This window comes from Corynebacterium freiburgense (genome assembly GCF_030408815.1).
In the GTDB taxonomy this organism is placed as follows: Bacteria; Actinomycetota; Actinomycetes; order Mycobacteriales; family Mycobacteriaceae; genus Corynebacterium; species Corynebacterium freiburgense.
On the sequence record NZ_CP047355.1, the window covers coordinates 2,025,839 to 2,050,797 of the forward strand.

At 51.3% G+C, this 24,959-nt stretch carries 21 protein-coding genes and 1 riboswitch; of the genes, 5 read left to right on the forward strand and 16 right to left on the reverse strand.

Annotated features, from left to right (window positions below; translation table 11 throughout):
* Positions 1-53: 53 nt before the first annotated feature.
* Together CFREI_RS09195 and CFREI_RS09200 are read left to right on the forward strand one after the other, a co-directional pair.
* Positions 54-1,091, forward strand: a complete 1,038-nt coding sequence (locus CFREI_RS09195; RefSeq protein ID WP_035111346.1) for a polyprenyl synthetase family protein — start codon at positions 54-56, stop codon at positions 1,089-1,091.
* On the forward strand, positions 1,084-2,490 hold the full coding sequence (locus tag CFREI_RS09200; RefSeq protein ID WP_035111344.1) for an alpha-(1->6)-mannopyranosyltransferase A: 1,407 nt from the start codon (positions 1,084-1,086) through the stop codon (positions 2,488-2,490). The genes CFREI_RS09195 and CFREI_RS09200 overlap by 8 nt, the downstream gene beginning before the upstream one ends.
* A 9-nt stretch (positions 2,491-2,499) precedes the next feature.
* Here the strand turns inward: CFREI_RS09200 and CFREI_RS09205 are convergent, their stop codons facing one another.
* Positions 2,500-2,868: an Rv2175c family DNA-binding protein gene (locus CFREI_RS09205; protein WP_027011896.1), complete on the reverse strand. Its 369-nt coding sequence runs from the start codon at positions 2,866-2,868 to the stop codon at positions 2,500-2,502.
* 90 nt (positions 2,869-2,958) lie between these two features.
* Between CFREI_RS09205 and pknB the strand changes: the two genes are divergently transcribed.
* Entirely contained in the window at positions 2,959-5,277 is a 2,319-nt protein-coding gene (gene pknB / locus CFREI_RS09210) for a Stk1 family PASTA domain-containing Ser/Thr kinase (protein WP_027011895.1), read from the forward strand.
* Positions 5,246-6,379, forward strand: coding sequence for a glycosyltransferase 87 family protein (locus tag CFREI_RS09215; protein ID WP_084170647.1), 1,134 nt, complete (start codon positions 5,246-5,248; stop codon positions 6,377-6,379). The genes pknB and CFREI_RS09215 overlap by 32 nt, the downstream gene beginning before the upstream one ends.
* Here the strand turns inward: CFREI_RS09215 and CFREI_RS09220 are convergent.
* Positions 6,376-7,764 (reverse strand): class II 3-deoxy-7-phosphoheptulonate synthase, encoded by a 1,389-nt coding sequence (locus tag CFREI_RS09220; RefSeq protein ID WP_027011894.1) that lies wholly within the window; start codon positions 7,762-7,764, stop codon positions 6,376-6,378. The genes CFREI_RS09215 and CFREI_RS09220 overlap by 4 nt on opposite strands.
* A gap of 113 nt (positions 7,765-7,877) precedes the next feature.
* Entirely contained in the window at positions 7,878-8,393 is a 516-nt protein-coding gene (locus CFREI_RS09225) for a polyadenylate-specific 3'-exoribonuclease AS (protein ID WP_027011893.1), read from the reverse strand.
* Positions 8,394-8,477: 84 nt separating this feature from the next.
* Between CFREI_RS09225 and CFREI_RS09230 the strand changes: the two genes are divergently transcribed.
* Complete coding sequence (locus CFREI_RS09230; protein ID WP_051255801.1) at positions 8,478-9,707, forward strand: glycosyltransferase 87 family protein; 1,230 nt, start codon at positions 8,478-8,480, stop codon at positions 9,705-9,707.
* 63 nt (positions 9,708-9,770) lie between these two features.
* Here CFREI_RS09230 and CFREI_RS09235 read toward each other — a convergent pair whose 3' ends face one another.
* The 13 genes from CFREI_RS09235 to ctaF all read right to left on the reverse strand — a co-directional run bounded on the left by CFREI_RS09235 (position 9,771) and on the right by ctaF (position 24,957).
* Positions 9,771-11,111, reverse strand: coding sequence for an HNH endonuclease signature motif containing protein (locus CFREI_RS09235; protein WP_027011892.1), 1,341 nt, complete (start codon positions 11,109-11,111; stop codon positions 9,771-9,773).
* A 363-nt stretch (positions 11,112-11,474) separates the two neighbouring features.
* A complete protein-coding gene (locus CFREI_RS09240; RefSeq protein ID WP_027011891.1) occupies positions 11,475-12,002 on the reverse strand; it encodes a lipoprotein LpqH in 528 nt (175 codons plus the stop codon).
* 53 nt (positions 12,003-12,055) lie between these two features.
* Positions 12,056-13,246, reverse strand: a complete 1,191-nt coding sequence (locus CFREI_RS09245) for an acyltransferase family protein (RefSeq protein WP_051255800.1) — start codon at positions 13,244-13,246, stop codon at positions 12,056-12,058.
* 108 nt (positions 13,247-13,354) lie between these two features.
* On the reverse strand, positions 13,355-14,095 hold the full coding sequence (locus tag CFREI_RS09250) for a lysophospholipid acyltransferase family protein (RefSeq protein ID WP_027011890.1): 741 nt from the start codon (positions 14,093-14,095) through the stop codon (positions 13,355-13,357).
* 32 nt (positions 14,096-14,127) lie between these two features.
* Positions 14,128-15,087, reverse strand: coding sequence for an ROK family glucokinase (locus tag CFREI_RS09255; RefSeq protein WP_027011889.1), 960 nt, complete (start codon positions 15,085-15,087; stop codon positions 14,128-14,130).
* Positions 15,088-15,130: 43 nt separating this feature from the next.
* A complete protein-coding gene (locus tag CFREI_RS09260; RefSeq protein WP_027011888.1) occupies positions 15,131-16,252 on the reverse strand; it encodes a glycosyltransferase family 4 protein in 1,122 nt (373 codons plus the stop codon).
* Positions 16,252-17,286 carry a C40 family peptidase gene (locus CFREI_RS09265; RefSeq protein WP_027011887.1) on the reverse strand — a complete coding sequence of 345 codons (1,035 nt, stop codon included), beginning with the start codon at positions 17,284-17,286 and terminating at the stop codon, positions 16,252-16,254. Before CFREI_RS09265 ends, CFREI_RS09260 begins: the two co-directional genes overlap by 1 nt.
* Before the next feature lie 273 nt (positions 17,287-17,559).
* Positions 17,560-18,171 carry a C40 family peptidase gene (locus CFREI_RS09270; RefSeq protein ID WP_027011886.1) on the reverse strand — a complete coding sequence of 204 codons (612 nt, stop codon included), beginning with the start codon at positions 18,169-18,171 and terminating at the stop codon, positions 17,560-17,562.
* A 13-nt stretch (positions 18,172-18,184) separates the two neighbouring features.
* A riboswitch (cyclic di-AMP (ydaO/yuaA leader) is annotated at positions 18,185-18,389 on the reverse strand.
* A 1,053-nt stretch (positions 18,390-19,442) separates the two neighbouring features.
* Positions 19,443-21,071, reverse strand: coding sequence for a cytochrome bc1 complex cytochrome b subunit (gene qcrB, locus CFREI_RS09275; RefSeq protein WP_027011885.1), 1,629 nt, complete (start codon positions 21,069-21,071; stop codon positions 19,443-19,445).
* Positions 21,068-22,282 carry a cytochrome bc1 complex Rieske iron-sulfur subunit gene (gene qcrA / locus CFREI_RS09280; RefSeq protein ID WP_027011884.1) on the reverse strand — a complete coding sequence of 405 codons (1,215 nt, stop codon included), beginning with the start codon at positions 22,280-22,282 and terminating at the stop codon, positions 21,068-21,070. Before qcrA ends, qcrB begins: the two co-directional genes overlap by 4 nt.
* Positions 22,279-23,169, reverse strand: coding sequence for a cytochrome bc1 complex diheme cytochrome c subunit (gene qcrC / locus CFREI_RS09285; RefSeq protein ID WP_205618443.1), 891 nt, complete (start codon positions 23,167-23,169; stop codon positions 22,279-22,281). Before qcrC ends, qcrA begins: the two co-directional genes overlap by 4 nt.
* 93 nt (positions 23,170-23,262) lie before the next feature.
* Positions 23,263-23,877 (reverse strand): aa3-type cytochrome oxidase subunit III, encoded by a 615-nt coding sequence (gene ctaE, locus CFREI_RS09290; protein ID WP_156907697.1) that lies wholly within the window; start codon positions 23,875-23,877, stop codon positions 23,263-23,265.
* 648 nt (positions 23,878-24,525) lie between these two features.
* Positions 24,526-24,957 (reverse strand): aa3-type cytochrome oxidase subunit IV, encoded by a 432-nt coding sequence (gene ctaF, locus CFREI_RS09295; protein WP_027011881.1) that lies wholly within the window; start codon positions 24,955-24,957, stop codon positions 24,526-24,528.
* Positions 24,958-24,959: the final 2 nt, after the last annotated feature.

The following is a 24,959-nucleotide window of genomic DNA, read 5'->3' on the forward strand; positions in this document are numbered from 1 at the left end:
CGTATCTTATTCTGATATCAGCCCTGCCCCAACGAAGAGGACGGTTTCTCCTGATGGAAATTCAGCAAGTGCCAAAGATTGTCGATGAAATTCTCTTGGACTACTTGGAAAGTCGTCGCGCGGAAATCAGTGATATTGATCCCGCAACGGCCCTGGCATTTGAACTTTTATACGAATTTATTCAAGGTGGAAAACGGGTCCGCCCAATGTTCGCTTGGGCTGGTTTTGTCAGCGGTACTAGCAATGAAGACCCCCAGGCGGTCCTGCGAGCAATTAGTGCCCTGGAATTTATCCAAGCCTGTGCCCTCATCCATGACGACATTATTGATTCTTCGGAGACACGCCGCGGCAAACCCACCGTGCACCGCGCCGTGGAAACGCATCACCGCAAGCAGGGTTGGAACGGAGACGCAGCGCACTATGGAAAAGCAGTGGCCACGCTTATTGGTGACCTTGCGCTCACTTGGGCCGACGATATGATTACCTCGGCAGGGCTTTCCGACGCCGCCCTACAACGCGCACTTATCCCCTGGCGAGCCATGCGCACCGAAGTCATTGCTGGCCAAATACTTGACATTACGGTTGAAGCCTCCGGCGATGAGCGAGTAGAAGAGGCTGAGAAAATTAATCTTTATAAAACCGCGGCCTACACTATTACCCGCCCGCTACAGCTAGGCGCAGCCATTGCCAACGCCTCCTTAGAACCTTTTATTACCTATGGGCAGTCCATTGGGGTTGCCTACCAGCTTCGCGACGATATGCTCGGCGTATTCGGCAACCCTGCTATTACCGGCAAACCCGCTGGTGATGATTTACGCGAAGGCAAACGCACCGTACTCCTAGCCACCGCACTCAAGCTTCTCGACGCCTCCGACCCCGCCGCTGCCGCAACCCTCCGCGCTGGCATTGGCACCCCCAATATCGAAGGACTCGCTGACATTATCCAAGCAAGCGGAGCCGTAGAGCACGTGGAAAATCTCATTCAAGAATTGACGGAGAAGGGACTGGCAGCACTCAATGACAACCTCCCAAATGAAGTCCGTGAAACCCTCCAAACCCTCGCAAAAACCGCCACTGCGCGCCATGCGTAACCCCATTTACCTGGGTTTACTGGGGGCGATCCTACTTACTATCGCCTCATTTGGTGGCGGAGCAACCCGAAATCGAGGTGGTGTCCTCGACGCCCTAGGCTGGTCATTTTTATCCTTTGGGCACGGTGCCGGGTTTTCCAATGTCACCTTCTGGTTCGGCCTAATGATCTTTGTCGCAGCATGGGTGCTTTTAGGCCGACAGCGCCAACATACCCTTACAGCCCTGCGCTGGTGGCTCCCGCCCTTTGCACTGGCTGCACCGATCCTTTCCCGGGACGTCTACTCCTACCTTATGCAGGGCGCAATGATGCGCGATGGATTCGACCCCTACACCCAAGGTGCCGCAGTAAATCCAGGGCCCTTTTTGCTAGAAGTCAGCCACGACTGGCGCAATACCACAACCCCATATGGGCCACTGCACCTATGGCTTGGAGAAGGAATCACCCGCCTAATCGGCGATAATGTGACCCTTGGTGTGCTGTGCTACAAACTGGTATCTTTTGCTGGCTTTGGCATGATTATTTGGGCTGTACCCCGAATTGCCACCGCACTTGGCGGCGACCCAAACCTGGCACTATGGCTTGGTGTAGCAAACCCCGTAATGACACTTCACCTTATCGGCGGTATGCACAATGAATCCATTATGGTTGGGCTCGTGTGCGTAGGCATTGTATTTGCACTACAACGCCGCTTTATCCGCGCCGTAATCTTGGTTTCACTCTCCGTCTCCCTGAAAGCAACCGCGGTATTCGCCTTACCGTTTATGGTGTGGATGGCCACCAGAGCACTAGAAAAACCAGAACATACGCGGATCCAGCGAATACTAAGATTCGTATTTTCTGGGGCGTGGATGACACTCCTTTCAGTTGGAGTAGTGGCCCTAGTCACCTGGACCTCCGGATCCTCCTGGGGTTGGGTCACGCAGATTTCTGGCAACTCCAAAGTAATTAACCCGTTGGCGTTCCCTTCCCTGCTCTCCGGGCTGGTAACCCCCGCCGCTTCACTAGTAAATGAAGAGTTTTCCTATAACGCGTTTTTAACTACCACTCGAACGGTTTCCCAAATACTTATGTTGCTTGGGCTAGTGACCGTATGGTGGTTATTTCGCCACACCGATAAACATGCCATTATGGGCATTGCCGCAGCATATGCAGTGGCAGTGGTATTTAATGCAGTCACATTACCGTGGTACTACACCAGTCTTATCTGTCTTATTGGCACGTTTAGACCAAATGAACACATTATTCGCTGGTCCACCGGCCTTTCTATGCTTATCGCAGTTTCCTTTACTGGCAGCGGCAACCACCAGCTGTATAACGTACTTTGGATGGGAATTGTGGCTGCCGCAGCCTGGTACTCCGTTCGATGGATCGAACAAGGAACATTGGATAAAACGTAATTGCTACTTTTAGAATGCCATTGCTTGAGTGCGGCGCATGACTTCCCGCGCTAAATGGCCGTGAAGCGCATCAATTGGCCGCCCTGGTAGGGAATCATCTTCCGTAAATAAGTAGGTTAAAATTTCTTCGTCTTGAAACCCGCCATCAGAGAGCAGGGCAATGACTCCAGGCACGAACTTCAATAATTCACCATGATCATTGAAGTAAGCTGCCGGAATCAGTTTTACGCCATCACGGAGAACAGGAATGATTTGGTGATCATTGATCAAGTGAAAAACCCGTGTGACAACTACCCCCATTTGCTCGGCGGCTTCTGGGACGGTGATTACGGGTTCATCAGCGGGTAGGACCTTGTGCATCGCAGGAATGGAACTCACAACTTTTAATCTAGCTAAGGATGTCCGCCACTGGCGAACACCCTAGACTGAGCTAGCATTTAACAATACGAATCGGGCAAGATGGTGCGCATGGCAGGATTGCAGGTTGGCGATGTCCTTGAGGGTCGCTATCGAATTGAAACCCCCATTGCACGGGGTGGAATGTCCACCGTATATCGGTGTATTGACCTCCGTTTAGGGCGTAGTGTCGCCGCAAAAGTAATGGACGAAAGGTTTATCGACGATCCCGTTTTCCGCACGCGCTTCCGCCGAGAAGCGCGCTCTATGGCCATGCTCTCCCACCCATGCCTGGTAAATGTCTATGACGCCAGTAGCGATGGTGAGCACGTCTTCCTGATTATGGAATTAATTACCGGCGGCACCCTCCGCGAGCTCCTTGATGAGCGCGGCCCCATGGAACCAGCAGCCGCAGCGGCCGTAATGCGAAGCGTTCTTACCGGACTTTCAGTAGCACATGAAGCCGGCATGGTGCACCGCGATATTAAACCTGACAATGTTCTTATTAATGGCAACCACCAGGTAAAACTCGCCGACTTTGGATTAGTGCGTGCCGGCGCTGATTCCCGCCATTCCACCGACCAAATTGTAGGCACCGTGTCCTATCTTTCGCCGGAACAAGTTACTGGCGGGGATATCGGCCCCCAAAGCGACGTATACTCCGCTGGCTTATTGTTCTTTGAGTTGCTTACCGGCAAAACCCCGTTTTCCGGGGACACACCCGTTGCACACGCATATCAGCGCCTTAATGAAGATGTGCCCGCCCCTTCAACCAAGCAACCTGGTATCCCCACTGAATTTGATGCACTTATTTCGCAGGCGACCTCACGCCAAGCCGAACACCGCTTTGCGGACGCTGGGGAGTTTCTTGCAGCAGTTGAACAAACTGTAGCCGAACTTGATCTGCCAATCCCAGAAGTACCAATTCCGATGAATTCTGCGGCACATCGGGCAAACGCTAAAGCATCTCCACCCACGGATTTATTGACCTCAGCCATGGTTGCTGCGGGCATTGGGAATTCTTTGGAGAATGCCGCCACCACCGTAATACCTGCGGTGACGGAAAACCCAGATGATGCCCCCACAGAAATCGTACAAAGCCCGGCCCCACCTCCTGCTGGACCTCCGGTGCACGCAACCACGGCATATCAGCGCCCTACTGAAACCACCGGGGAAATCCCAGTTCAGGAAGGACCACAGCAAACGCTTCAGGTTCCAGGCACTCCACTTCCGCAATATTCGGCTCCTCCCGGCCCACCGCAAAGCGCTGTACCTGCCACAATTGAGCCGGAGCAGCCAGCACCAAAACCCGTGGAGAACCGCTCGAAAGTAAAGTTGGGGATCTGGCTTATTGTAATCGGATTAGTTACTGCGGCCGTTGTAGTCGGCGGTTGGTGGATTGGATCCGGACGCTATGACGAAGTACCCCAGATTATTGGTATGGAACGCACCGCCGCTGAAACTGCCCTTACCCAGGCAGGTTTTACACCGGTAGTTTCAGACACATATTCGGATGAAATTGAAGCAGGCTTGGTTGCAAGTTCAGATCCGGAACCTGGCGGCTGGGTTGCCCGAGGGGGCGAAGTTGCGCTCTTGATTTCTTTGGGAAAACCTACCGTTCCGGGGATACCAGAATCATATGATGCAAACGAGTATCGCAGCCTCCTTCAAGACCGAACACTAGTTTGGAGCCAGGGTGACGATGTGTATTCGGATGAAGTTCCCCGAGGAGGCGTGGTTTCCACCGACCCAGGCATCGGGCAAACGGTCAATACCGGAACAAAAGTAACGGTTTCTTTAAGTAAAGGCCCGGCGCCAGTTAATATCCCCGATGTACGCAGCAAATCACGCGAGGAGGCCGTTCGCATCCTTGAGGAATCCGGCCTAAAAGTCACCGGAATAGAAGAAACATACGATCAAGATATTCCCCGAGGCCATGTGGTTTCCACAAAACCAGAGATTAACCGGGAAGTGCCGCGCGGCAGCCAGGTGCAGCTTGTTGTTTCCAATGCCATTGAAGTCCCTGATGTAACAGGCCTTACGGAGCAAGAAGCGAAAAAGAAACTCGCCGAAGTTGGAATTAGTGTTCGTACCGTTACAGATGATTCTTCTGGCAGTGGCGGCACTAAAGTTGTAACGGGTGTAGTCCCATTGCCCGGACGCTTTATTGATCCACAAAACGCCCAGGTGGATTTGACAGTGACCCGCCAAATTCGGGTTCCCCTCGTAATTGGCCGCACGGTCAAAGATGCGGTGGCAGCCCTAAAGCGCGAAGGTTTTGAGGTGGAAGGCGTTGATGATGCAAGCAATTCAGATCGGATTATTTCCCAGTCCCCAGCCCCAACAACCCTAGTTGAGTATGGGTCTACCATTACGCTCTACCCATTTTAGTTGGATTGCGCTTATCGCAATGGCATGTGCGGTAAGTGTGAATCCTTCTGGCTGGCGATACCAAGTCGATGTAGATGTGTACCGTCAAGGGGCTTTGGCTTTGCTTACACAACCAGGCGAGTTGTATACGCAAGTTTTCCATACGGAGCATGCGTCTTTACCGTTTACATACCCGCCGTTTGGCGCTATTGTGTTGATTCCGCTTGGAATGGTGCCACAAAGAATTGCGGAAGTTTCGCTTACAGTGGTCTCTATTGGATGTTTGTTTTGGTCTTTGCGTGTAGTGCTGTCCCACATTGAAGCCACTCATTTGACCGTCCCCCTGACCACCATCGCACTTTTGTGTGAACCGGCGACCAGTACCCTGTCGTTTGGTCAGATCAATATCGCGCTTATGGCTTTCGTACTTTCCGACGCCCTCGCCACCAACAAACACCTCCCCCGCGGAGCCCTTACCGGCATTGCGGCCGCAATTAAACTGACCCCAGCCGTGTTTTTTCTCTACTTTTTATTGCGAAAAGATTATCGATCCTTGGGCTGGACATTAGGTAGTTTTACACTTGCAACTGGTTTTGCGGCTGTAATTCGTTGGGATGACACCTTCCAGTATTTTCACACGACCCTCTGGCAAACTGAACGTATTGGCGACTTCGGCAATGCCACCAATATTTCCGTTATGGCCGCTCTTACCCGCACTGAATATACCTCCGCATGGCCATGGATTATCGTCATCATTGGCGCTCTCGCCTGCTGGGCTGCCTATATCTCGCGTTTCGACGCCGCCAGCCTGCTCAGCATTGCGGTATTCGGGCTTTGCGCCTCCCCCATTAGTTGGTCCCACCATTGGGTTTGGCTTATCCCCGCAACAATCCTCTGTTTTTGGTCAACATCTATGTTTTGGAAAGCCTGGGCTATTTGGGCAATTACCGCAATGACTATTGGACAGGTCCATAAATGGCTTCCTTTTGGCCAATGGTCTCTATGGGAAAACATCCTTGCAATTCACTATATTCCACTAGGCCTCGCCTTCGTTATTGGAACTATTGTGCAAGAAAAAAATTCCCCGCCAAAAGCAGGGAATTTCGTGATTTTTAACCACTAATTACGAAGCATTTCCGCAACTAGAAATGATAATTCCAAGGATTGTTGGGTGTTTAACCGGGGGTCGCAAGCTGACTCGTAGCGCCCTGGTAGGTCGACGTCGGTAATATCCTCAGCACCACCCAGACATTCGGTAACATCTTCACCGGTCAGTTCAATATGGATACCACCAGGGTGTGTTCCTAACTGGCGATGCACCTCAAAGAACCCTTGCACTTCATCAATAACCTTGTCAAAGTGGCGAGTCTTATAACCATTCGAAGCTGTGGTGGTATTTCCATGCATGGGGTCACATTGCCAGATAACTTTGTGGCCTGATGCTTCAACCGCACGCACGATATCAGGAAGGACCGTGCGAACTTTATCATGTCCCATGCGAGCAACCAGTGTAAGTCGTCCAGGTTCGAACTTCGGATCCAGGCGATCAGCATAGGCGACGGCCTCCTCTGGGGTGACCGAAGGCCCAATCTTGAGACCAATTGGGTTGGCAATCAACGCAGCAAAGTTCACGTGGAAGTCTTCAATTCCGCGGGTGCGCTCCCCAATCCACACTTGGTGTGCTGAAAGGTTATAAAGCTCGGTATTGCCGTCTTCGTCTTCTGCCAAGCGCAGCATCGCTCGCTCATAATCAACAAGCAAAGCTTCATGAGAACAGAAAATATCCGCGTGCCGGAGGTTTTCATCCGCTACACCACAGGCCTCCATAAAAGCCATGCCGCGCTCAATTTCCTGGGCAAGCGCCTCATAACGAGCACCGGCTCGAGATTGTGCAACGAACTCTCGATTCCATTCATTAAGGCGGTGCAAATCAGCTGTGCCTGATGAAGTCAATGCCCGCACCAGGTTCATTGCCGCAGAAGAGTTCGCATACGCGCGGATCATTCGAGCCGGATCATGGCGTCGCGATTCTACGGTGGCTTCGACGCCATTGACAATGTCACCTCGGTAATTTGGCAGACCATGCTCATCAAGGTCCTGCGAACGAGGCTTTGCATACTGTCCAGCAATTCGGGCCATTTTCACCACTGGCGTTGAAGCACCATAGGTAAGTACCACGGCCATCTGCAATAGTGTTTTAATATTTGCTCGAATATGCGGCTCGGTATTCGATTCAAATGTTTCGGCGCAATCACCTCCTTGCAGGAGGAAGGCGCGTCCTAACGCAACCTCTTCTAATTGTTTCCGTAATGCACGGATCTCAGGGGCTACCACAATCGGTGGTACCGATTCTAAAATTTTACGGACGGTATTCGCTTGCTGCTGATCCCAGCTTGGCTGCTGGTATGCGGGGCGTGAAATAACGTCATCAAAACGCTCTTGGATGCCGCCAGGCAATGGCGGCAGATCTGGGAGCTCAGCCACGGGAATATCTACAGTCCAACTCACGCAAACTATTTAACCACGGACATCACAGCATGTTCTAAATACTGAATGAATTCGTCCCACAGAGTGAGAGCGCTAGAGTTTTTCTTGGGAATTTCGCAATAGAATTCCCAAGGTTATAGCGAGAGCACCGCCGAGTTTTGAGCACTAAGAGGCACTTTTTCAAAACACACTTTGAATTTCGCCAAATTATGGCGCGCATCCACTAAAGCGTCGTGATTATTGTCGGGAAGCTTTGGCAAGCGTGGGCGCCCGGCAAATTCCCAATACTGCTTAAGCTCTCGGGTAAACCGAGGGATCCGTCTTGGCAAACCGATCATGTCACCCCAAAGTTGGACGAGCACAACGTGGTCATATGCCCCGACCCAAGCCCATAACTCCGGGTCGCCGGGGGCGTCGAGAAGAAATTCTAGAACTTCCGCTTTTATTTGCTCTGGTGATCGCCACACTGGGTCACCGGGGTTTGGCAATTGGTTCAGTACATTTTTACGAACCCAATCATTGGCTTTGCTTTCATCAAACGCGGTAGATACTGCATAGTATTCACGGCCGTCCTCACCGACAATGCCAATGGAAACGAGATCGATAGTGGTGCCGTCTTCAATAAATTCCGTGTCGTAGAAAAAGCGCATAATCAACTAACCAAATCTTTGAAAATAAAATCTTGCCGAACTTAGCGTAGTCGTTTCTTGGTAACCCCGTTAAACTTTCCTAACGTGAGTACACACGAACGCGAAAAACAGTCTTTAGAGCAGCTTTCTGCGCAGCAAATTAGCCACATATTGGGGCATCCTGCCATTATTATTACGGCAGCATTGCTGGCACTATATGCGTTTTCGCTAAGGGTTGTGGATTTCGATGCAATTGGTACCAGCGCATTTTGGCGCTATCACATTGATATTGATGTTTACCGTGAAGGTGGGCGCGCATTCCTCCGGGGTGAAAACCTTTATACGCAGGATTATGCGGTTGGCGGTATTCAATTACCGTTTACCTATCCCCCGCTAGCTGCAATTTTATTTGCGCCGCTTGCGGCGGTGCCATTGTCCTTTGGCGCGGTTGTTTTTGATTTAGCGTCGATGATTGTGTTGTGGTGGTGCTTGGTAATTGTGCTGCGCCATGCGGCACCGGTGGTCCCGGCAAGGCTTGTGGCATTACTAGTGTTGCCTGCGGCGCTGTTTTTAGAACCAGTCACAGAAACTCTGGATTTTGTGCAGGTAAATATTTTCCTGATGGCCTTGGTCCTGATAGATATTTTAACTAAGAAACCCTGGCTACCCAGAGGTTTCTGGATTGGTTTTGCCGCCGCAATTAAGTTAACTCCTGCGGTATTTGGTTTGTATTTTTTGATTCGCCGTGATTGGAAGTCAGCAGGGGTAGCCATCGGGTCTGGACTCGGCTTTACCGCATTGGCTTGGTTGATTAGCCCTTCGAATTCAATGCAATATTGGTTGCACACTTTGAATGATCCGTCTCGTATTGGCGGATTAGGGTATGCCGGAAACCAATCAATTCGGGGACTGCTATTCCGCCTTGTTGGAGAGGACGCATCAGAATTACTGTGGAAGGTCAGTATTCTGGCGCTGATTGCGGTGATTGCTGTGGCAATGTATCGTTCCTCACCTGCGGTTGCGGTGGTTTTAAATTCTTTGGTTGCATTGCTGTGTTCTCCGGTTTCATGGTCGCATCACTGGGTGTGGATGGTTCCTGCCTTGGTGTTATTGGGCGCTGCCGCACATAGGCATTGGACGATTTTGGTAGGGTTTAGCGCTTTATTGTTTGCTGGTTTTTTCCCGCCACATTGGATGTTGCCGCATCACGATGATGCGGAATTGGGTTGGAATGGCGCCCAACAAGTCCTGGGCAGTTCGTATGTGCTTTTGGCTCTCGTGTTGGTAGTTGGGGTATTGGTTGTGAATTTCCGTAAGCGGACGGCGGCGTCGTAACGCGGGCATGATTGTAGGCCCCTTCCCTACACAGGGTTGGGGCTTTGACAATCCTTTCGAACGTTAGAACGGTGGCGGGGTGTCGTCTTCGGGGTCGACGTGGCGTTCTCGTTCGGCTTGTCTGCTTTGCCTAATTGTTTCGTTGTTGGCGTCGATGGTGGTGCCGAATCTACCCATACCGCGCCTGATTGGTGGGCTGGTATTGTCGTCGGCGGTGGTTTTCCCTGAGTGTCGGGTTACATTGTGTGTGGGGTGGCTACAAAGCCCGGCAAGTGGTCCTTCAGGAAAAGTCGTGCCAAGGTTCTGGTATTCCTTGCCAATTTTCGGGTCGGTATCTTGCCAGGTGACGGCACCGTCGGAGTCCATGTGTGCGGTAACTTTACGGTCGGTTTTAAGGTTGTGGTGTCCGCGACATAGACATTGGAGGTTGCCGAGTGCAGTCCAACCACCAGCTTCAAATGTAATCACATGGTCGATATCACAGGCAGAAGCAGGGGTTTCACAGCCTGGGAACCTGCAGTGGCCGTCTCGGAGGCGCACTACCGCGCGTTGATCGTCTGTGGGATGGTAAATATCTCGACGCAGGTTAGCTATTTCAAGCGCGTTTCGGTAGCGCACCGGATAGTTGTGGACGCGCAACTGCGTGTCTACATCGAGTTTGCCAAAGTGCTCGAGTTCGGCAACGGTTAGGGCTTCAGTCGGAGAATTTTCCCCAATCCCGATAATCGTTATGTTCGTGGTTTTTGCCGTACCGCAGATTAGCCGTGTCATTGCTTCCACTTTGCTTATTTTCTCGTTTTTGGCAACGGCTTCGATATGGCGATCCATCGATTCTGCTGTTAATTTATCTACCTCGGCACCGATAAGCCATAGCCCGGAGTTGAGGCTGGGCACGCTCCAGTAGTTTGGTTTTGCTGTTTTTTCTACTTGATCAATTGACCCATACATACTTAACACACGTTCAATTACTTTGCGGAGTGCCCGCGGCGTAGGTAGGCGTTGATGTTCCACTCTTGGGGTGAATCGTTGGATAAGTACCCGCTGCAAGGCCTGGGTAAGCCGGAGCGGCGGGGTCGTCGGCAAGTCTTGAAACGCACGTTCCATTGCGCATGCCATGTCCGGGGTGACTAACCCGTCTTGAAAAACATACGGCGCCAACTCTGGCAACTGCTCTTGAAGACGGTATACAAACCCCAACATAAGACGCACGCGTGCTTTTCGGAGCCCCGGATCATCGCAGCACATTTGAGCGATTACCTTATGCACATCAGCGTATTGAAAATGACGGGCAGCTACGTGATAACGGTAAAACTCAAATTCTTCAATATTCAGCGCCAACCGCCGCGCACCGTTATAGTTCTCCGGCGCCTGCACATGAAAGAAGGCGTTCCTGCGAGCAACCATAGATTCCACCACCCGATACGATTATCAATCCCTGATATCAATTATTCTACCCATAATCTCCCCTTAGGACAAGGATAAAAGCCCAGGTCAGCCATCTTAAGAAAATCTAAGCAGGTTCTCCGTGCATGTATCTACCAGCGAAAATATTGCACAACAGTTTCAGGTTATTTTCGACGCCCACCCCTTACTGCACCCCTCTAACCAACCGTAGACACCCATATGGGTAGCATACGCGCTGTTAGATAGACATTTATATATTAAAGCGACCAAATTCCGATATACCCCCGCAAATTCAATCTTAAAAACACGCCAAAACCACCCCTAAACAGGGGCGGTTTTGGCTGCGTACTAGCCAAGAAACAGCTAGCAGGTCACTTTGACCTTTACCTTTGAAACTTGCTGGGTGCCTTCTTGGAAAGCGTCAGTTTCCACTGTCCAGGTATTTTCACTCTTTTCGATCATGGCCGCCATTTCCTGCTGGTCCTCGGTTTCCAGGTGGATATTGTTTGCTCGGAGGTCCAGACTGTCAAGGGTTGGGGTCTCATCGGGGTTATTGATATCAATATCAAGTTCCTCTGGTTGCCCCTTTGGTGATTCAATATTTAACTCGGGTGTACCATCAGTGACATCTGGGCGGCACGTTATGGGAACGAAGTTACCCTCCACAGGCGCGCCATCAACCTCCACTATCACTTGGCCTTCGCCAGCAGGCGCCATTGCATTTGAAGTTGCTTCTGAAGCACTGGACGTAGTTTTTGTCATTTCCGCAGCCGATGATGTGACACTCGAAACTGCACTAGATGCACTTTCGGTTGCGGTATTGGTTTCACCGCACGCAACCATCGAAGCCGCAACAATCGGCACAAGTGCAATCAAACTTACGTTCCTCATTGTATAACTCCTAGGGTGAGAGAATTTTCCGTACCCCATCGAGACTACGTAAATTACGAACGTTGTGTCACAGCAACATCATGCGTACCGCTGACCACACTTTTCTTGGAGCGGGAACGAATTTTATCCAATACATCCCATGGCGTTGGTCGCGGAACAACCACCCATGAGAGCACGGGAATACGTTTTAGACATTCAACAAGTACGCCGCCGCCAAAGGCAATGAGGATACAATAACCAATCCACAAGGTTGGCGAATCCCAAAGGCTGCCAGTCTCTTCGGTAAATGCTATTTCCTCATACCTGTAGGTGAAGTTAAACAATAAGGTGAGAGCGATCGGATGCCCCAAATACAGCACAAGTGTATGGCGTCCCATCAGTTCCAAGATTTTATTTATCCCAGGAACGCGCGAAAGTACCACCACTAATGCAATGGCCGCTGGCAGCATTAACAATCGCACAGTGAGTTTTACTAATACATCAATATCATCGCTCACAAGAAGAATATTGCCTGGCAGATGCCAACCTTCTACTGGATATTGCAGGCGGAGTGTCCACAGAGTTTCCAGAACATAGCCAGCCGCATAACTTAATGATGCAACCCCTAAACCCCAAAGGTACATAACGCGGTCAGCAAACCAGGTAATCAGCGAACGGCCATGCGCACCAATAAAAAACACTGGCATAAACACCATAATGTTTAGTACGATTGGCTCCCACTCAGATGCAACCAAAAGCGTAAGTGGCAAAAACGATAATGCCACCGCAATCCATGGTTCAAGTTTCCGAGTACACCACAGCCCCAAGTTACATAGAACCAGGCAGTACAAAAACCAATACATATTTCTGCCACCCACGGTGACATCCCAATAAAACCAAAAATCGGGCATTGGCTGATTATGGAACTTCTCAAACTCAACGTTTTTCAACCATTGTTCCACCGGTACCCAAAGCACGTACGGAACAATAAAAAACCATAAGCGCTTTGCAAGGAGTTGAGTAAAGCTATACTGCAGGATCTTCATAGAGAAAAACCCGCTGACCAAAAAGAACAGGGGAAGCCGCAAGGCTGAGATCATTTGGTTGTATTGTGCAGGCAATGTATCCATGCCGTTGGGTACGGCAAGGCATGCATGGAGCAGAATTACCCCGAGGATTGATAGTCCGCGGGCAGTATCTGGCCAGGCCAAACGTTCCGCCTTACGTGGGGCAGCTGTGCTTTTTACCACTGCCGGGTTGCTCACTCGCTCCCTCTCCTTGAGCTCATACCAAGCCCAAGTGGAGTTTGGGCCTTGAACAACCTTACTGGACAATGAGGAACTTTGGTAGTCCCTCTACCCCACTCCTGGGCACTAGAAGTTTGTTGGCTCCGTGCCCTTAGGGTGCCCTTCACCAGCTGCAAGAGCGGCTTTTACATCCGCCGCATAGGCGTCTACGTACTCTTGTCCAGATAGTTCGGCAAGTTTCGCAACAACGTAATCGGTAAGTGCGCGGGCCGCTTCATAGGATTGGGGATCAAGCCCCTGCGATTCCACATATGCATTAGGATCGATTGGCTCACCAATTCGGATACCTACTTTTGCTGGGCGGAGAATCCACGAGCCGATTGGATTTGCGGCGCGGGTTCCAATCATGGCTACGGGTACAATCGGTGCCTTGGCGCCGAGAGCCATAAAAGCCATACCTGTTTTGCCTTTATATATACGTCCGTCTGGTGAACGGGTTCCCTCTGGGTATATACCTAAGAGATCACCACGATTGAGTATTGCCATGCCGGTATCAATAGCGGCTTGGGCCGCATTTGCTGAGCTGCGGTCAATTGGGACTTGTCCAACGCTAGTAAAAAACCACCGCTGCAATCCTCCTATAACGCCGGTACCGGTGAAATATTCTTGTTTGGCCAGGAAGGTGATTTGCCGTGGGCATAGCAACGGCAGAAAAAAGGAATCCGTAACCGCTTGATGGTTTGAAGCAAGTATTGCGCTTCCAGTAGTAGGAATATGCTCCAGCCCGGTTATGGTGGGACGGTTGTACAGCCTTAAGAGAGGCCCCACCAATATGCTTTTAAATGCCCAGTACCACTTGTTTTGCATTGTTTTCCACTTCCCGGTGCTGTGTGAGGGTGTCAGGCGAGCTGACGGGCGAGGTCTGCTACGCCAATCATACCTGCCTCGCTTCCAAGCTCTGCTGTTCGGAGGCGTGCTAGCGGGCGGTGTCCTGCGCCCACGATTCGGCGCGCATAGTGCTCTTGGGCTTTATCTAGGTAGAGCATTGCCTCGCTGGCTACTCCCCCGCCAATTACAATAAGTTCTGGGTCGAGGACATCAGCTACTATTGCCAGCCCTTCACCTAGCCAGTGTGCAAAATCTTCGACGGCGGCAACGGCTGCGGTATCACCACGACGTGCAGCCTGCATAACTACGTGTCCAGTAAGGGCTTCGGGACGTGCGTGGTAGTCAATACTAAGGCGGGAATCATCAAATGCACCGCTGGCAATAATTTCTCGAGCGGTTGCTACGAGTGCCGTGCCGGAGCAATAGCGTTCTAGGCAGCCGCGTTTCCCACATGGGCAGGTGCGACCATCAGGCACCACCGTAAGGTGGCCGAATTCCGGCGCAGTGCCATAGGCACCCCGATAAATTTCCCCATTAATCATCAATGCCCCACCGATGCCGGTGCCCATGGCAAAAAGTGTCCAGGTTTTTGCTTTGCGGGCGGCGCCAAAGCGGTATTCGCCCCAAGCAGCTGCATTAGCATCATGTTCGACCCGTACGGGTACTTGGAGGAATTCTTCCAGTCGTTGTTTTACGGGGGTGTCACGCCAAGGCAAATGGGGAGCAAATCGAACTGTTGTGCATTCAGAGTCTAGGAATGCCGCAACGGCTACACCTACGGCGTGAATATGGTGGCGGCTCCCGAGTTTTTCAACGATGTGTTGGATTCCGCGTTCCAGTGCAACAGTACTGCTGGGTGTTGGCACTTGCTCGAGGTCGAGTATGGTGCCGCATGCGTCGACGACCGCACCTCGCAGGTTGGTTCCACCAATATCAAAGCCGATCGTTGCGGTCCCGCAGTCTCGGAACATAACGAGCTTTCACCTACCGCTCTTAAGCTATCCAAATAACTGTTCAAGTATAGTTTAGGATTCGTGCTAATCGATTTCCCATTTCACGCCATGACCAATATTCTTGCGCGTTTCGACGCCCAGCTTCCCCCATCTCTGCACATAGCTGAGGGTTTTCCAAGAAACTAATAAGTGCCTGAGCCAGAGATTCAATATTACGGCCATCCACTACAACACCACTATTCTCAGTAATAGTTTCGGGTGCACCACCTGAATTACCCGCAATTACCGGAATACCGCATGCTTGCGCCTCTAAATACACAATGCCAAGGCCTTCTACATCGATCCCAAAACAACGAGTACGCGCTGGCATTGCAAATACATCGGAGCTGGCGAGAAACGCCGTGCGGAGGGCGTCGTCAAGCGGGCCAAGAAAACGAACCGAAGCACCTAAGGGTGCGGCAAGGCGAATCAATCGGCGGCGATACTTGCCATCGCCTACCAGTACGAGAGTGGCGTCTGGAATCGCCTGCAGCACTATCGGCCATGCACGAATTAATGCATCCTGACCTTTACGCGGCACCAACCGGGAAATACAACAGACCACTGGTTGGTGTTCGCTAAGCCCCCAACGGGCACGAACCTGGCTACGCCGCATAGTTGGCGCAAACCGCTCGGTATCAACCCCGGACGGGAGATGTGCCCACTCTACCTGGCCGAATGCTGGTTGCAGGCGCCGCAATGTGTATTCGGAAATATATGTGGCGATATCCGCGCTAACCCCTATCCTGCGCAATAATTGCCGCGCCACCGGCACCCGCGCCCACCCCACTTCATGCCCGTGGGTAGAAACCACCACACGTTGTGCCCCAGCGGCCTTCGCTGCCGCCCCTAAGAGACCTAATGGGGCCGCTGCACCAAACCACACGGTTGTAATATTAAACTCGCGTATCAGCCCCTGCATGCGTCTCGACGCCGCCGGCGTAGGCAATAAAATCCGCCCCGGCCACCGCACCACCCGGTATGGCAGATGGGCATCAAATTCCCGTGCCGCTTGTGCGTCTTGCGTAGAGGCAAACACTACGACTTCATCGGCTGGCAATGTTGACACAAAATCACGTAGATACGACTGAATCCCACCTACCGTAGGTGGGAAATCATTCGTGACTAAAAGAATACGTGGCACTAGTACCTGCGAGCACCATAGAACGGCATGGAATCCATAGGCACAACCTGAACCGGAATACCATAATCCGAAGCATGCAATAACATGCCATTACCAGCATAAATACCTACATGCGTAGCGCCCGGATAATACCCAATTACATCACCAGGCTGTAATTCCTCCCGGCTCACCGGGGTACCACCAGCCATCTGCGCCTGCGAGGTCCGCGGGATCGTCTTGCCCTGCTGCTGGTACGCCCAATAAATCAAACCAGAACAATCGAAAGCATCCGGACCAATAGCACCCCAACCATACGGTGCACCAACCTTTGTCATGGCAACCTCAAGGGCACTCATACCGGAAGGATTCGACCCGGAAATCCCTAGCAGGGAATGATTCACCGGCCCGTTCTTAGCTATCCAACGTTCTCGGTCTGCAGCACTTAGCCCCTCAACCCTGCGGCGAATATCCGCAGTTTGGCCATCCAGCTCTTCGCGTTCCTTTTCCGCCCGCTTGCGTTCGCTTTCCAATTGGGAAGCCTGATATTCCGCTTGTGCCTCCGCACGCGCCGCCCTACTGTGTTCGCTAGCCGCTCGATCCGCAGCCTCTAATAGGCCTTGCAGCACCTGCTCCTGGTGACGGGTCAATGACGTCATATATGCGGTACGGTCAATAGCGCTTTGCGGATTCTGCGCCGAGATCACGCTTGTTACCGGATCGACATTGGCACCGCGGTACTTTGATAAAGCCAGCCGATTTACCTCAGACTGATTAGTAACCACGGCTTCCCTAGCCGTATTGGCATGATCAGCAGCCACCCGAACCTGCTCACGAATCCCATCAATCTCAACTTGCTTAGCCTCAATGTCTATTTCAAGTTGCTTTACAGATTCGTTTTTACCTTCGATCTCTTGGGATACCCGTTCTAAGTCAGCAATCAACTGATCGACTTCCGCCGGATCCGCTTGCGCATGCGGAATCACGGTAAAACTTAGAACAGAGGCGCCAACTAAAACCGCGGACGCAATAGTGCGACGCAACTGCGAACTAGACACCGAAACCCTTACTCACTTTCCAATTTCACGTAGCGGAGATTGCACACACTCATCTACCGCATATGAAGTAACACTATGACTATAAACGCTTGATAACGGTATAAGTAAAAACAACCAGGAAAGCTGAAACAAATGTGACATTTGTTCTTATTGTGCTTAAGTGGGTGCGATTGTTTGGTTCTGTTTACCCATTACAGAAGCACAAACCCGCAGTAAGACAATGCGTAATACAAAGTCACTGCGGGCAAATTGCACTATGGATACAAAGAAGCGTTAGAAACGCACTGCCGAGTGGAATGGCATGTAATCCATGGAAACCTCAGAGAGTGGGGTTCCCTCAGTAGAAGCGTGAATAACGGTGCCACGGCCGGTATAAATACCAACGTGCGTAGCGCCTGAATAGAAGGCCACAATATCTCCAGCTTGAAGCTGATCATAAGCAACCTTTTGACCCTGTGCAGCTTGCTCGTATGAGGTGCGAGGGATCTGCTTACCTACCTGAGAGTATGCCCAGGAAGTCAGTCCGGAACAGTCAAATGCATTCGGACCACTAGCGCCCCACACATACGGTGCGCCAATCTTTGAGGCTGCCGCATCCACAATGACCTGGCCATTATTTGCTTGCGGCGCACCTGGAAGCGCGAACCCTGTTGGAGCCGAAGCCTGGCCACTCAGTGCCGGTACCCAATCCCCTACACCAGGAACATTTTGGATATTCGGAACATTTTCGATGCCAGGGACATTGAAGGTGATTCCTGTGTTCGGGACCACCACATCAGCAGCTTGTGCAGGTCCCGCAAAAGCAACGGTTGCGCCGACGGCGACAGCAGAGGCAGTTGCTGCGTTTCGAACAGTGTTCGGATTACGGCGGCTGTGCTTACCCACGATAGAAACTCCAAATCTTCCTTTGTTTGGCCGACCGGGTTAGCTGTCGGATTCGGAAGCGGAAGGCTCCCTATCCTGCTCCACGCCAAGCGCATTCAAATGCATTCTGGCGCTCTCGCAAGGAACTCACCCCAGATAAGGTTTGGTTCCCCGGTTTACATCCACCACTTCCACTTGCCGGAAGCTTGTAAGCAGATGCAATTAGGCATTTTTTGGTTGTCTCTTGCTCACCTTTCGAGGTTTGTATATCTCGCTCGGTTCGCAATGTCTCATTTAGGTTACGAAAGGGGTATTCGTTTGTCCAACGCCCACAAGCAAATCGGACGCTTCTCAAGTCCGTTACCGTCCTGTTATCAAACGATTTAGCCGACCCTTCAACAACCCAATAAAAAGACTTATTGCTACACAGCATACACCATTTTTAAAACGCGAAAATGGGTTGTACGCTGCATAAATGTTCATTTTTTCGAAGAACACTTTCCCAGTCTAGCAATTTCGATACGCCCCCAACTTGAACTGCCCCCATCCTTGTTACAAAATAATTTTGTGACTTCCGTCACATTACCTTGGAGCGGGGCAAAAGTTGATTGTTCTACACACGCCGCGCCACTCGACTATGGCACACATAGCCCGCAAATCTTCACCTATGGCCAATATTGGAGATTTCACAATCGTAACACTGGTAACTTAGATAACAAAAGACGCACTAGCTCAGCCGGCACTCAATCAACCCCTTTTATAAGAAGACTCACGCCAAATTCTTAGGTTTTCAAACTGTCCCACCTCTCTGAGCATGCTTTAAGGTTTGTTTTAGGATCTGTGGTAACTGATGTGGCTGAACTGACGCTTCCATTGAATCAGTTCGGCACATCCGCGTTTTTCAAAGCACCAAGGCTCGCAGGAACCTAATTTCCCGCATTATATAAGGTGCAAAAAGGCAGATTTAACAGTCAGCGATATTTTGTGCACTATTTCTGCAGGTCAGAAAAAACTGGCGTTAAATCTGCCTCAGGCAGATTTACATCGCACACAGCCAACCAAAAATGAAAGCACGAAGCTAAAGGCTCTGAAGCCCAAAACCGCTATAACAAGACCTCACGCAAACCCTCACCACGCCAAAAGCTCCACCCTTACCTTCTTGGCGCTGTTTAATCCTGAGTGTTTGGTAGGCGTCTTCACATCTGCAAAAGCATTACCTAGGTATGACATACAAAAAGCCCGCCTCCACATATTGGTGGAGCGGGCTTTTAGGAGCGCAGTAATGGAATTACCTAGACGCGGCCTTCGGCCTCATCTTGGGCACGGTTCGCCTGTTGTAATTCTTCGAACATCTCAGCTTCTTCAGCATGGTTGCGGTGTTCGATTTCTTCTGCCTTCGCAGCAATTTCTGCGGAGTCTGGCTTGAAGTACGAGCCGCGACCAGGTGCACCTGCAAAACCGAGTTGGTTCATCTGCTTCGGCACTGGGGCACCAGCGTATTCCAATGGAATTGGGTGGCCGTGGTCATCAACTGGGCCGAGTGGCTGGTGGACCTCAATAAACGCACCGTTTGGAAGCTGGTTAATCACACCGGTTTCAATACCATGTTCAAGAACTTCACGGTCAGAACGTTGCAAACCAATACAGATGCGGTAGGTCACAAAGTATGCCAGTGCTGGGAGCACGATCAGGCCGATACGACCAATCCACGTCATTGCATTCAGCGAAATCTGGAAGTGGTATGCAACAAGGTCATTACCACCGGAGATTGTTAGCAATGCATAGAACACCAGTGCCATAACGCCAATGGATGTACGAACTGGGACATCGCGCGGACGCTGCAACAGGTTGTGGTGGGCGTCGTCACCTGTCATCTTGGCTTCAATGAATGGGTACGCAAAGAGCAGACCCACAAGCACGCCGAGCATAATGGCAACCCAGAACACTGCTGGAATGGTGTAGTTACCAAAGTACAGCTCCCACGCAGGCATAACACGAGCAGCACCGTCGGTCCAGAGCATATAAATATCCGGCTGGGAACCAGCGGAGACCTGAGCCGGGTTATATGGGCCAAGGTTCCAGATAGCATTGATTTGAGTAGCACCGGCAAGGAATGCAAGCAAACCGAAGGTAATCAAACCGAAGGCAACCGACTTCACAGCAAACACTGGGAGAATACGGACACCAACTACATTGTTTTCAGTGCGGCCTGGTCCTGGGAACTGGGTGTGCTTCTGGTACCAAACCAGTGCCAGGTGAGCTGCAATCAGGGCCAGCAGAATACCTGGGATCAGCAGAACGTGAGCCACATAGAAGCGGTCCAACATAATGTCTGATGGGAAGTCACCGCCGAAGATCAGCCAGTGCAACCAAGTACCAATCACTGGTAGGGAAACCACGATTGCGGACATAATACGCAAACCAACACCGGAAAGCAGGTCGTCCGGCAGGGAGTAACCCATAAAGCCTTCAGCAACAGAAAGCAGCAACAACACGCAACCGATAATCCAGTTGGCTTCACGTGGGCGTCGGAACGCACCAGTGAAGAAGATACGCATCATATGCACCATAATGGATACGGCGAACATAAGCGCAGCCCAGTGGTGCAGCTGGCGAATAAACAGACCACCACGAACTTCGAAGGAAATATTCAGTGCAGTTTCATACGCACGTGACATTTCGACGCCGCGGAGAGGGCCGTAGACACCGTCGTAAATAACCTTCGTAATGGAAGGGTCGAAGAATAGCGTCAGGTAAATACCTGACAGTAACAGCACAATAAAGCTATATAGCGCAATTTCACCCAATAAGAATGACCAGTGCGTAGGGAAAACCTTATTGATCTGCTGGCGGACCATCGCTGACATGGTATAGCGAGAATCCATATTAGTGCCCATTTGGGCTAATTTATTGTTGCTCATGACTTACGCTCCCAGAAAGCCGGGCCGACAGGCTCAATAAAGTTGCCAGCGGCGACGAGGTAGCCCTCTTCATCAACTGTAATAGGCAGCTGAGGCAACGCGCGAGCGGCAGGACCGAAAACAGGCTTACCGTACTGCAAAGCATCGAACTGCGATTGGTGACATGGGCACAGGATGCGGTTGGTCTGAGCCTCATAGAGTGAGGTCGGGCACCCAATGTGCGTACAAATCTTAGAGTATGCGTAGTAATCGCCGTAGTGGAAATCTTCTTGGCCTGCACGCTCAATGGCGCGCTCAGCATCCTCGTGACGCAAACGAATTAGCATTACCGAGTTCCGCGGGCCATGGATAGAATGCATGTGCATTTCATAGACTTCGCGGTGTGGATCATAAAGGTCACCATCATTAACATCCTCTTCCGGGAGCGGGAAGATGGTTTCCATTGAGCCAGCAGCAAGATCTTCTGGACGCATACGAACCAGACGGGTAACACCTTGTGTGGTGAAGTGTCCGTCATGCTCCTCGGCAATAGCGCCAGTGTCACGGCCCAGGTATAGCTTGGTGCCCTTCTCTACGAGGGTCCAACCGCTGGTCCACAATGTGCCATCACCTTGGATATCGACGCCACCGGGCTTTGGCCGCCAAGGATTCTTTACCATGCCGCCAAGCGGGGCAATAATAATTAATCCAGCGAGTACGGCACCAGCACCCATTAAGCCTTTCAATAAGCTACGACGCCCAAGGGTGGAGGTTTCCCAAGAATCGTTCAGCAATGCGACGAGCGTGCGCTGATCAACTTCTTCCGAGGGGCCGTCATGACGGCGCTGTACCGAAATCTCTTCCGGAATAAATTTCTTCACATACATCACTGCGCCAAAGCCCATGCACAAAATGGACAGGCCCATAGTGATGCCCAAAAGCGGGGTGAACAAGGTGTAGAGCCACAGGCCTTCTTCGCCAAGGCTCTTGTATTCCCATGGCCAGAATAGATATACGCCTAGGAATACCAGTGCAAATACAATGCCGAGGAAGAACCAGATGGCTACCGCACGCTCAGCACGCTTTTCTGCTGGGTCGTTTGGAATTGGGAAACGCTCCTTGCGGTACGCAACCGTGACTTCATCGAGTTCTGTGCCGAGGCGGGCAAGTTCCTCATTGCTCATGGAGTTGAGCTCTTGAGAGGTGTACTTTTTCTTTTCGTTGTTGCTCATGAGCGCGATCCAATCCACAATGCAGCGGCAACCAGTACCGAAATACCAACAAGCCACATCAACATGCCCTCAGTGACAGGGCCGATACCGCCAAGGCCATAACCACCAGGGTTCGGGGTTTCCTTTGCGGACTTAATAAAGGCGATAATGTCCTTCTTTTCATCAGCAGTTAGCTGACGGTCTGAGAACTTCGGCATGTTTTGCGGACCAGTGAGCATAGCCTGGTAAATTTCCTGCTCATTTGCAGGATCCAAGTATGGCGCATACTTACCAGACGACAATGCACCACCACGGCCAGTGAAGTTGTGGCAAGATGCACAGTTCAAACGGAATAAGTCTGCACCACGCGCAACGTCACCTGGATCAATATTGCCGTTGTAGTTCTTGCCGCGAAGAGACTCCATAGCAATAGAGCCGTCTTCATTCTTTACAATGCCTGGGCCGCCACCATTAGCATTGACATATGCAGCCAGCGCCAAGGTTTGGTGCTCAGAATAACGCGGAGTCTTACGTGCAGCTTGTGCTTCATTGCGAAGCATCGGCATACGACCAGAGTGCACCTGGAAATACACTGCACCTTCGCCAACACCGATCAGGGAAGGGCCACGGCCCTTAACTCCCTGAAGGTTGACACCGTGACAGGTAATACAGGCGACGTCGTAAAGATCTTTACCTTCTTTGATCAGTGCCTGAGTGTCAGAGCTAGCAGTGGCCACCTGGGCGTCAGGAGTCAAAGCATCTGCCAGAAGGCCAGCACTGGTCAGGCCAATGGTCAACGCCACTGCACCGGCGACGGTCCGGCGCGCCTTACGGCGGCTCTTGACCTTCTTCGCCGATCTGACCGCAGTGGCGGCCATCTCGGGGTTCTGGGGGTTCGTATCCATCATTTCCCTTATAACTCTTGTTCGGAAAGTGAAGGGCTATAGGCCGAGCACTAGGAGCTCATTTGGGTGAGTCCGAGGTCCGTCGGCAGCTACGGCCTACTGAATGAAATAAATGGTGATAAAGAGTCCGATCCACACCACGTCAACGAAGTGCCAGTAGTATGACACCACCATTGCAGCGGTTGCTTGGGCCGGAGTGAACTTCGACTTGGAAACGCGGAGCAACACCACCACGAAGCCAAGCACACCAGCCAGAACGTGAGCAGCGTGGAAACCGGTCGTAATATAAAACACCGATCCATAGATGCTGTTCTGAATGGTCAGGCCGTGTTGCACCAACTGGATGTACTCCCACGCTTGCCCCACAAGGAACACAAGACCCATAAGAGTAGAAAGTGCATACCAGCGACGAAGTGCAAAGACATCACCTCGTTCAGCGGCAAAAACACCCCACTGTGCAGTAAACGATGAAGAAACAAGGATCACCGTAATTGCCAGGGCGTACGGAACATTCAGGTGGCCTGTACCTGCGTCCCAAGATTCTCCTTGACCATTTGCGCGAGATACAAAGTACATCGCGAACAGGCCAGCGAAGAACATCAATTCCTGCGACAAGAACACAATCGTGCCGACACTGACCATATTGGGGCGGTTCAGTGCCGCAACACGCTGTGGTGTCGCCATATCTGTATTTCCAACTGCGCTCGTCACGTTAACTAGTATGACTGTTTCTAAGAGTTAAGTCATCTCGTGCCCCCGAATTTTCTTGCGGTAAATTCGCTTATGCTGGGCGTTTTACTCAGTCGCTAAAAATTTCCAAAAATTTTCTCAATGCTGGGAACTTTTCTCCCCCGTATCCGACGCATTGTTTTCGCAGGTCAGCCGTTTAACAATTCTGCGAGTTATAAAACTTTTCGCTTTCGCTATTAAAGCCTAAAACAAAGCCATGTATTGAGGTACACAATTCCTCAGAGATAGTGCGAGATGTATATCACATTTATCGGCAGGAACTTTTTGTCCGCTCCAACTTTCGGTTGACCCCCTGCGGCCTGCACAAACACGAAACCCATCAAAATAACAGAACTGTAACTACCAAATTCCCCGCTTAAAACCCTCCGGAGCGCTAACTGACTCGATTTTCGAACAGCAAATATGCGAACGCTTACAGCCATGCTCAAACACGATCATGCTTGCTATTGAAGAGCTCACAGCCAGTCACCCCTGACCGAAATTCAATTCAAGGCACAAAGCGTCAGCCGCCAAATAGTAAAACAATAACCCTGCAATCACATGACTGCAGGGTTATTGAATTGCGTTACAGGTGACTACCGATGGCAGCCCACGTGGTGCAGGCAGATATTAGTGCTTTTCCTTTGGCAAACCGTACTGGAGGTTCAACATAGTACCGGACCAGATAAGAACAACCGCACCTAATAGAAGCATCCAATAGGACATAAAGGCGATTGCAAAGCCCATTACTAGAACGCCCATTGACATTACGAATGGCCAGATCGAGCTGGGGCTAAAGAATCCGAGCATGCCAGCGCCGTCTTCGATTTCGGCCTCTTCCCAGTCATGCGGGAGGATATCGATCCGGCGCTCGGTGAAGTGGAAGTATCCACCAAGCATCAGGGTTAAGCCGGTTGCCAATACCAAGCCAGTCGCGCCAGCCCACTCCAATCCCTGAATGCTGCCAGCATCAGCGATCTTCATTGTGGAGAGGATATAAAGCACGGACATAACAGCCAAGAAGGCCGTCAAACCGTAGAAGATCTTTGCAGAAGACTTCATTG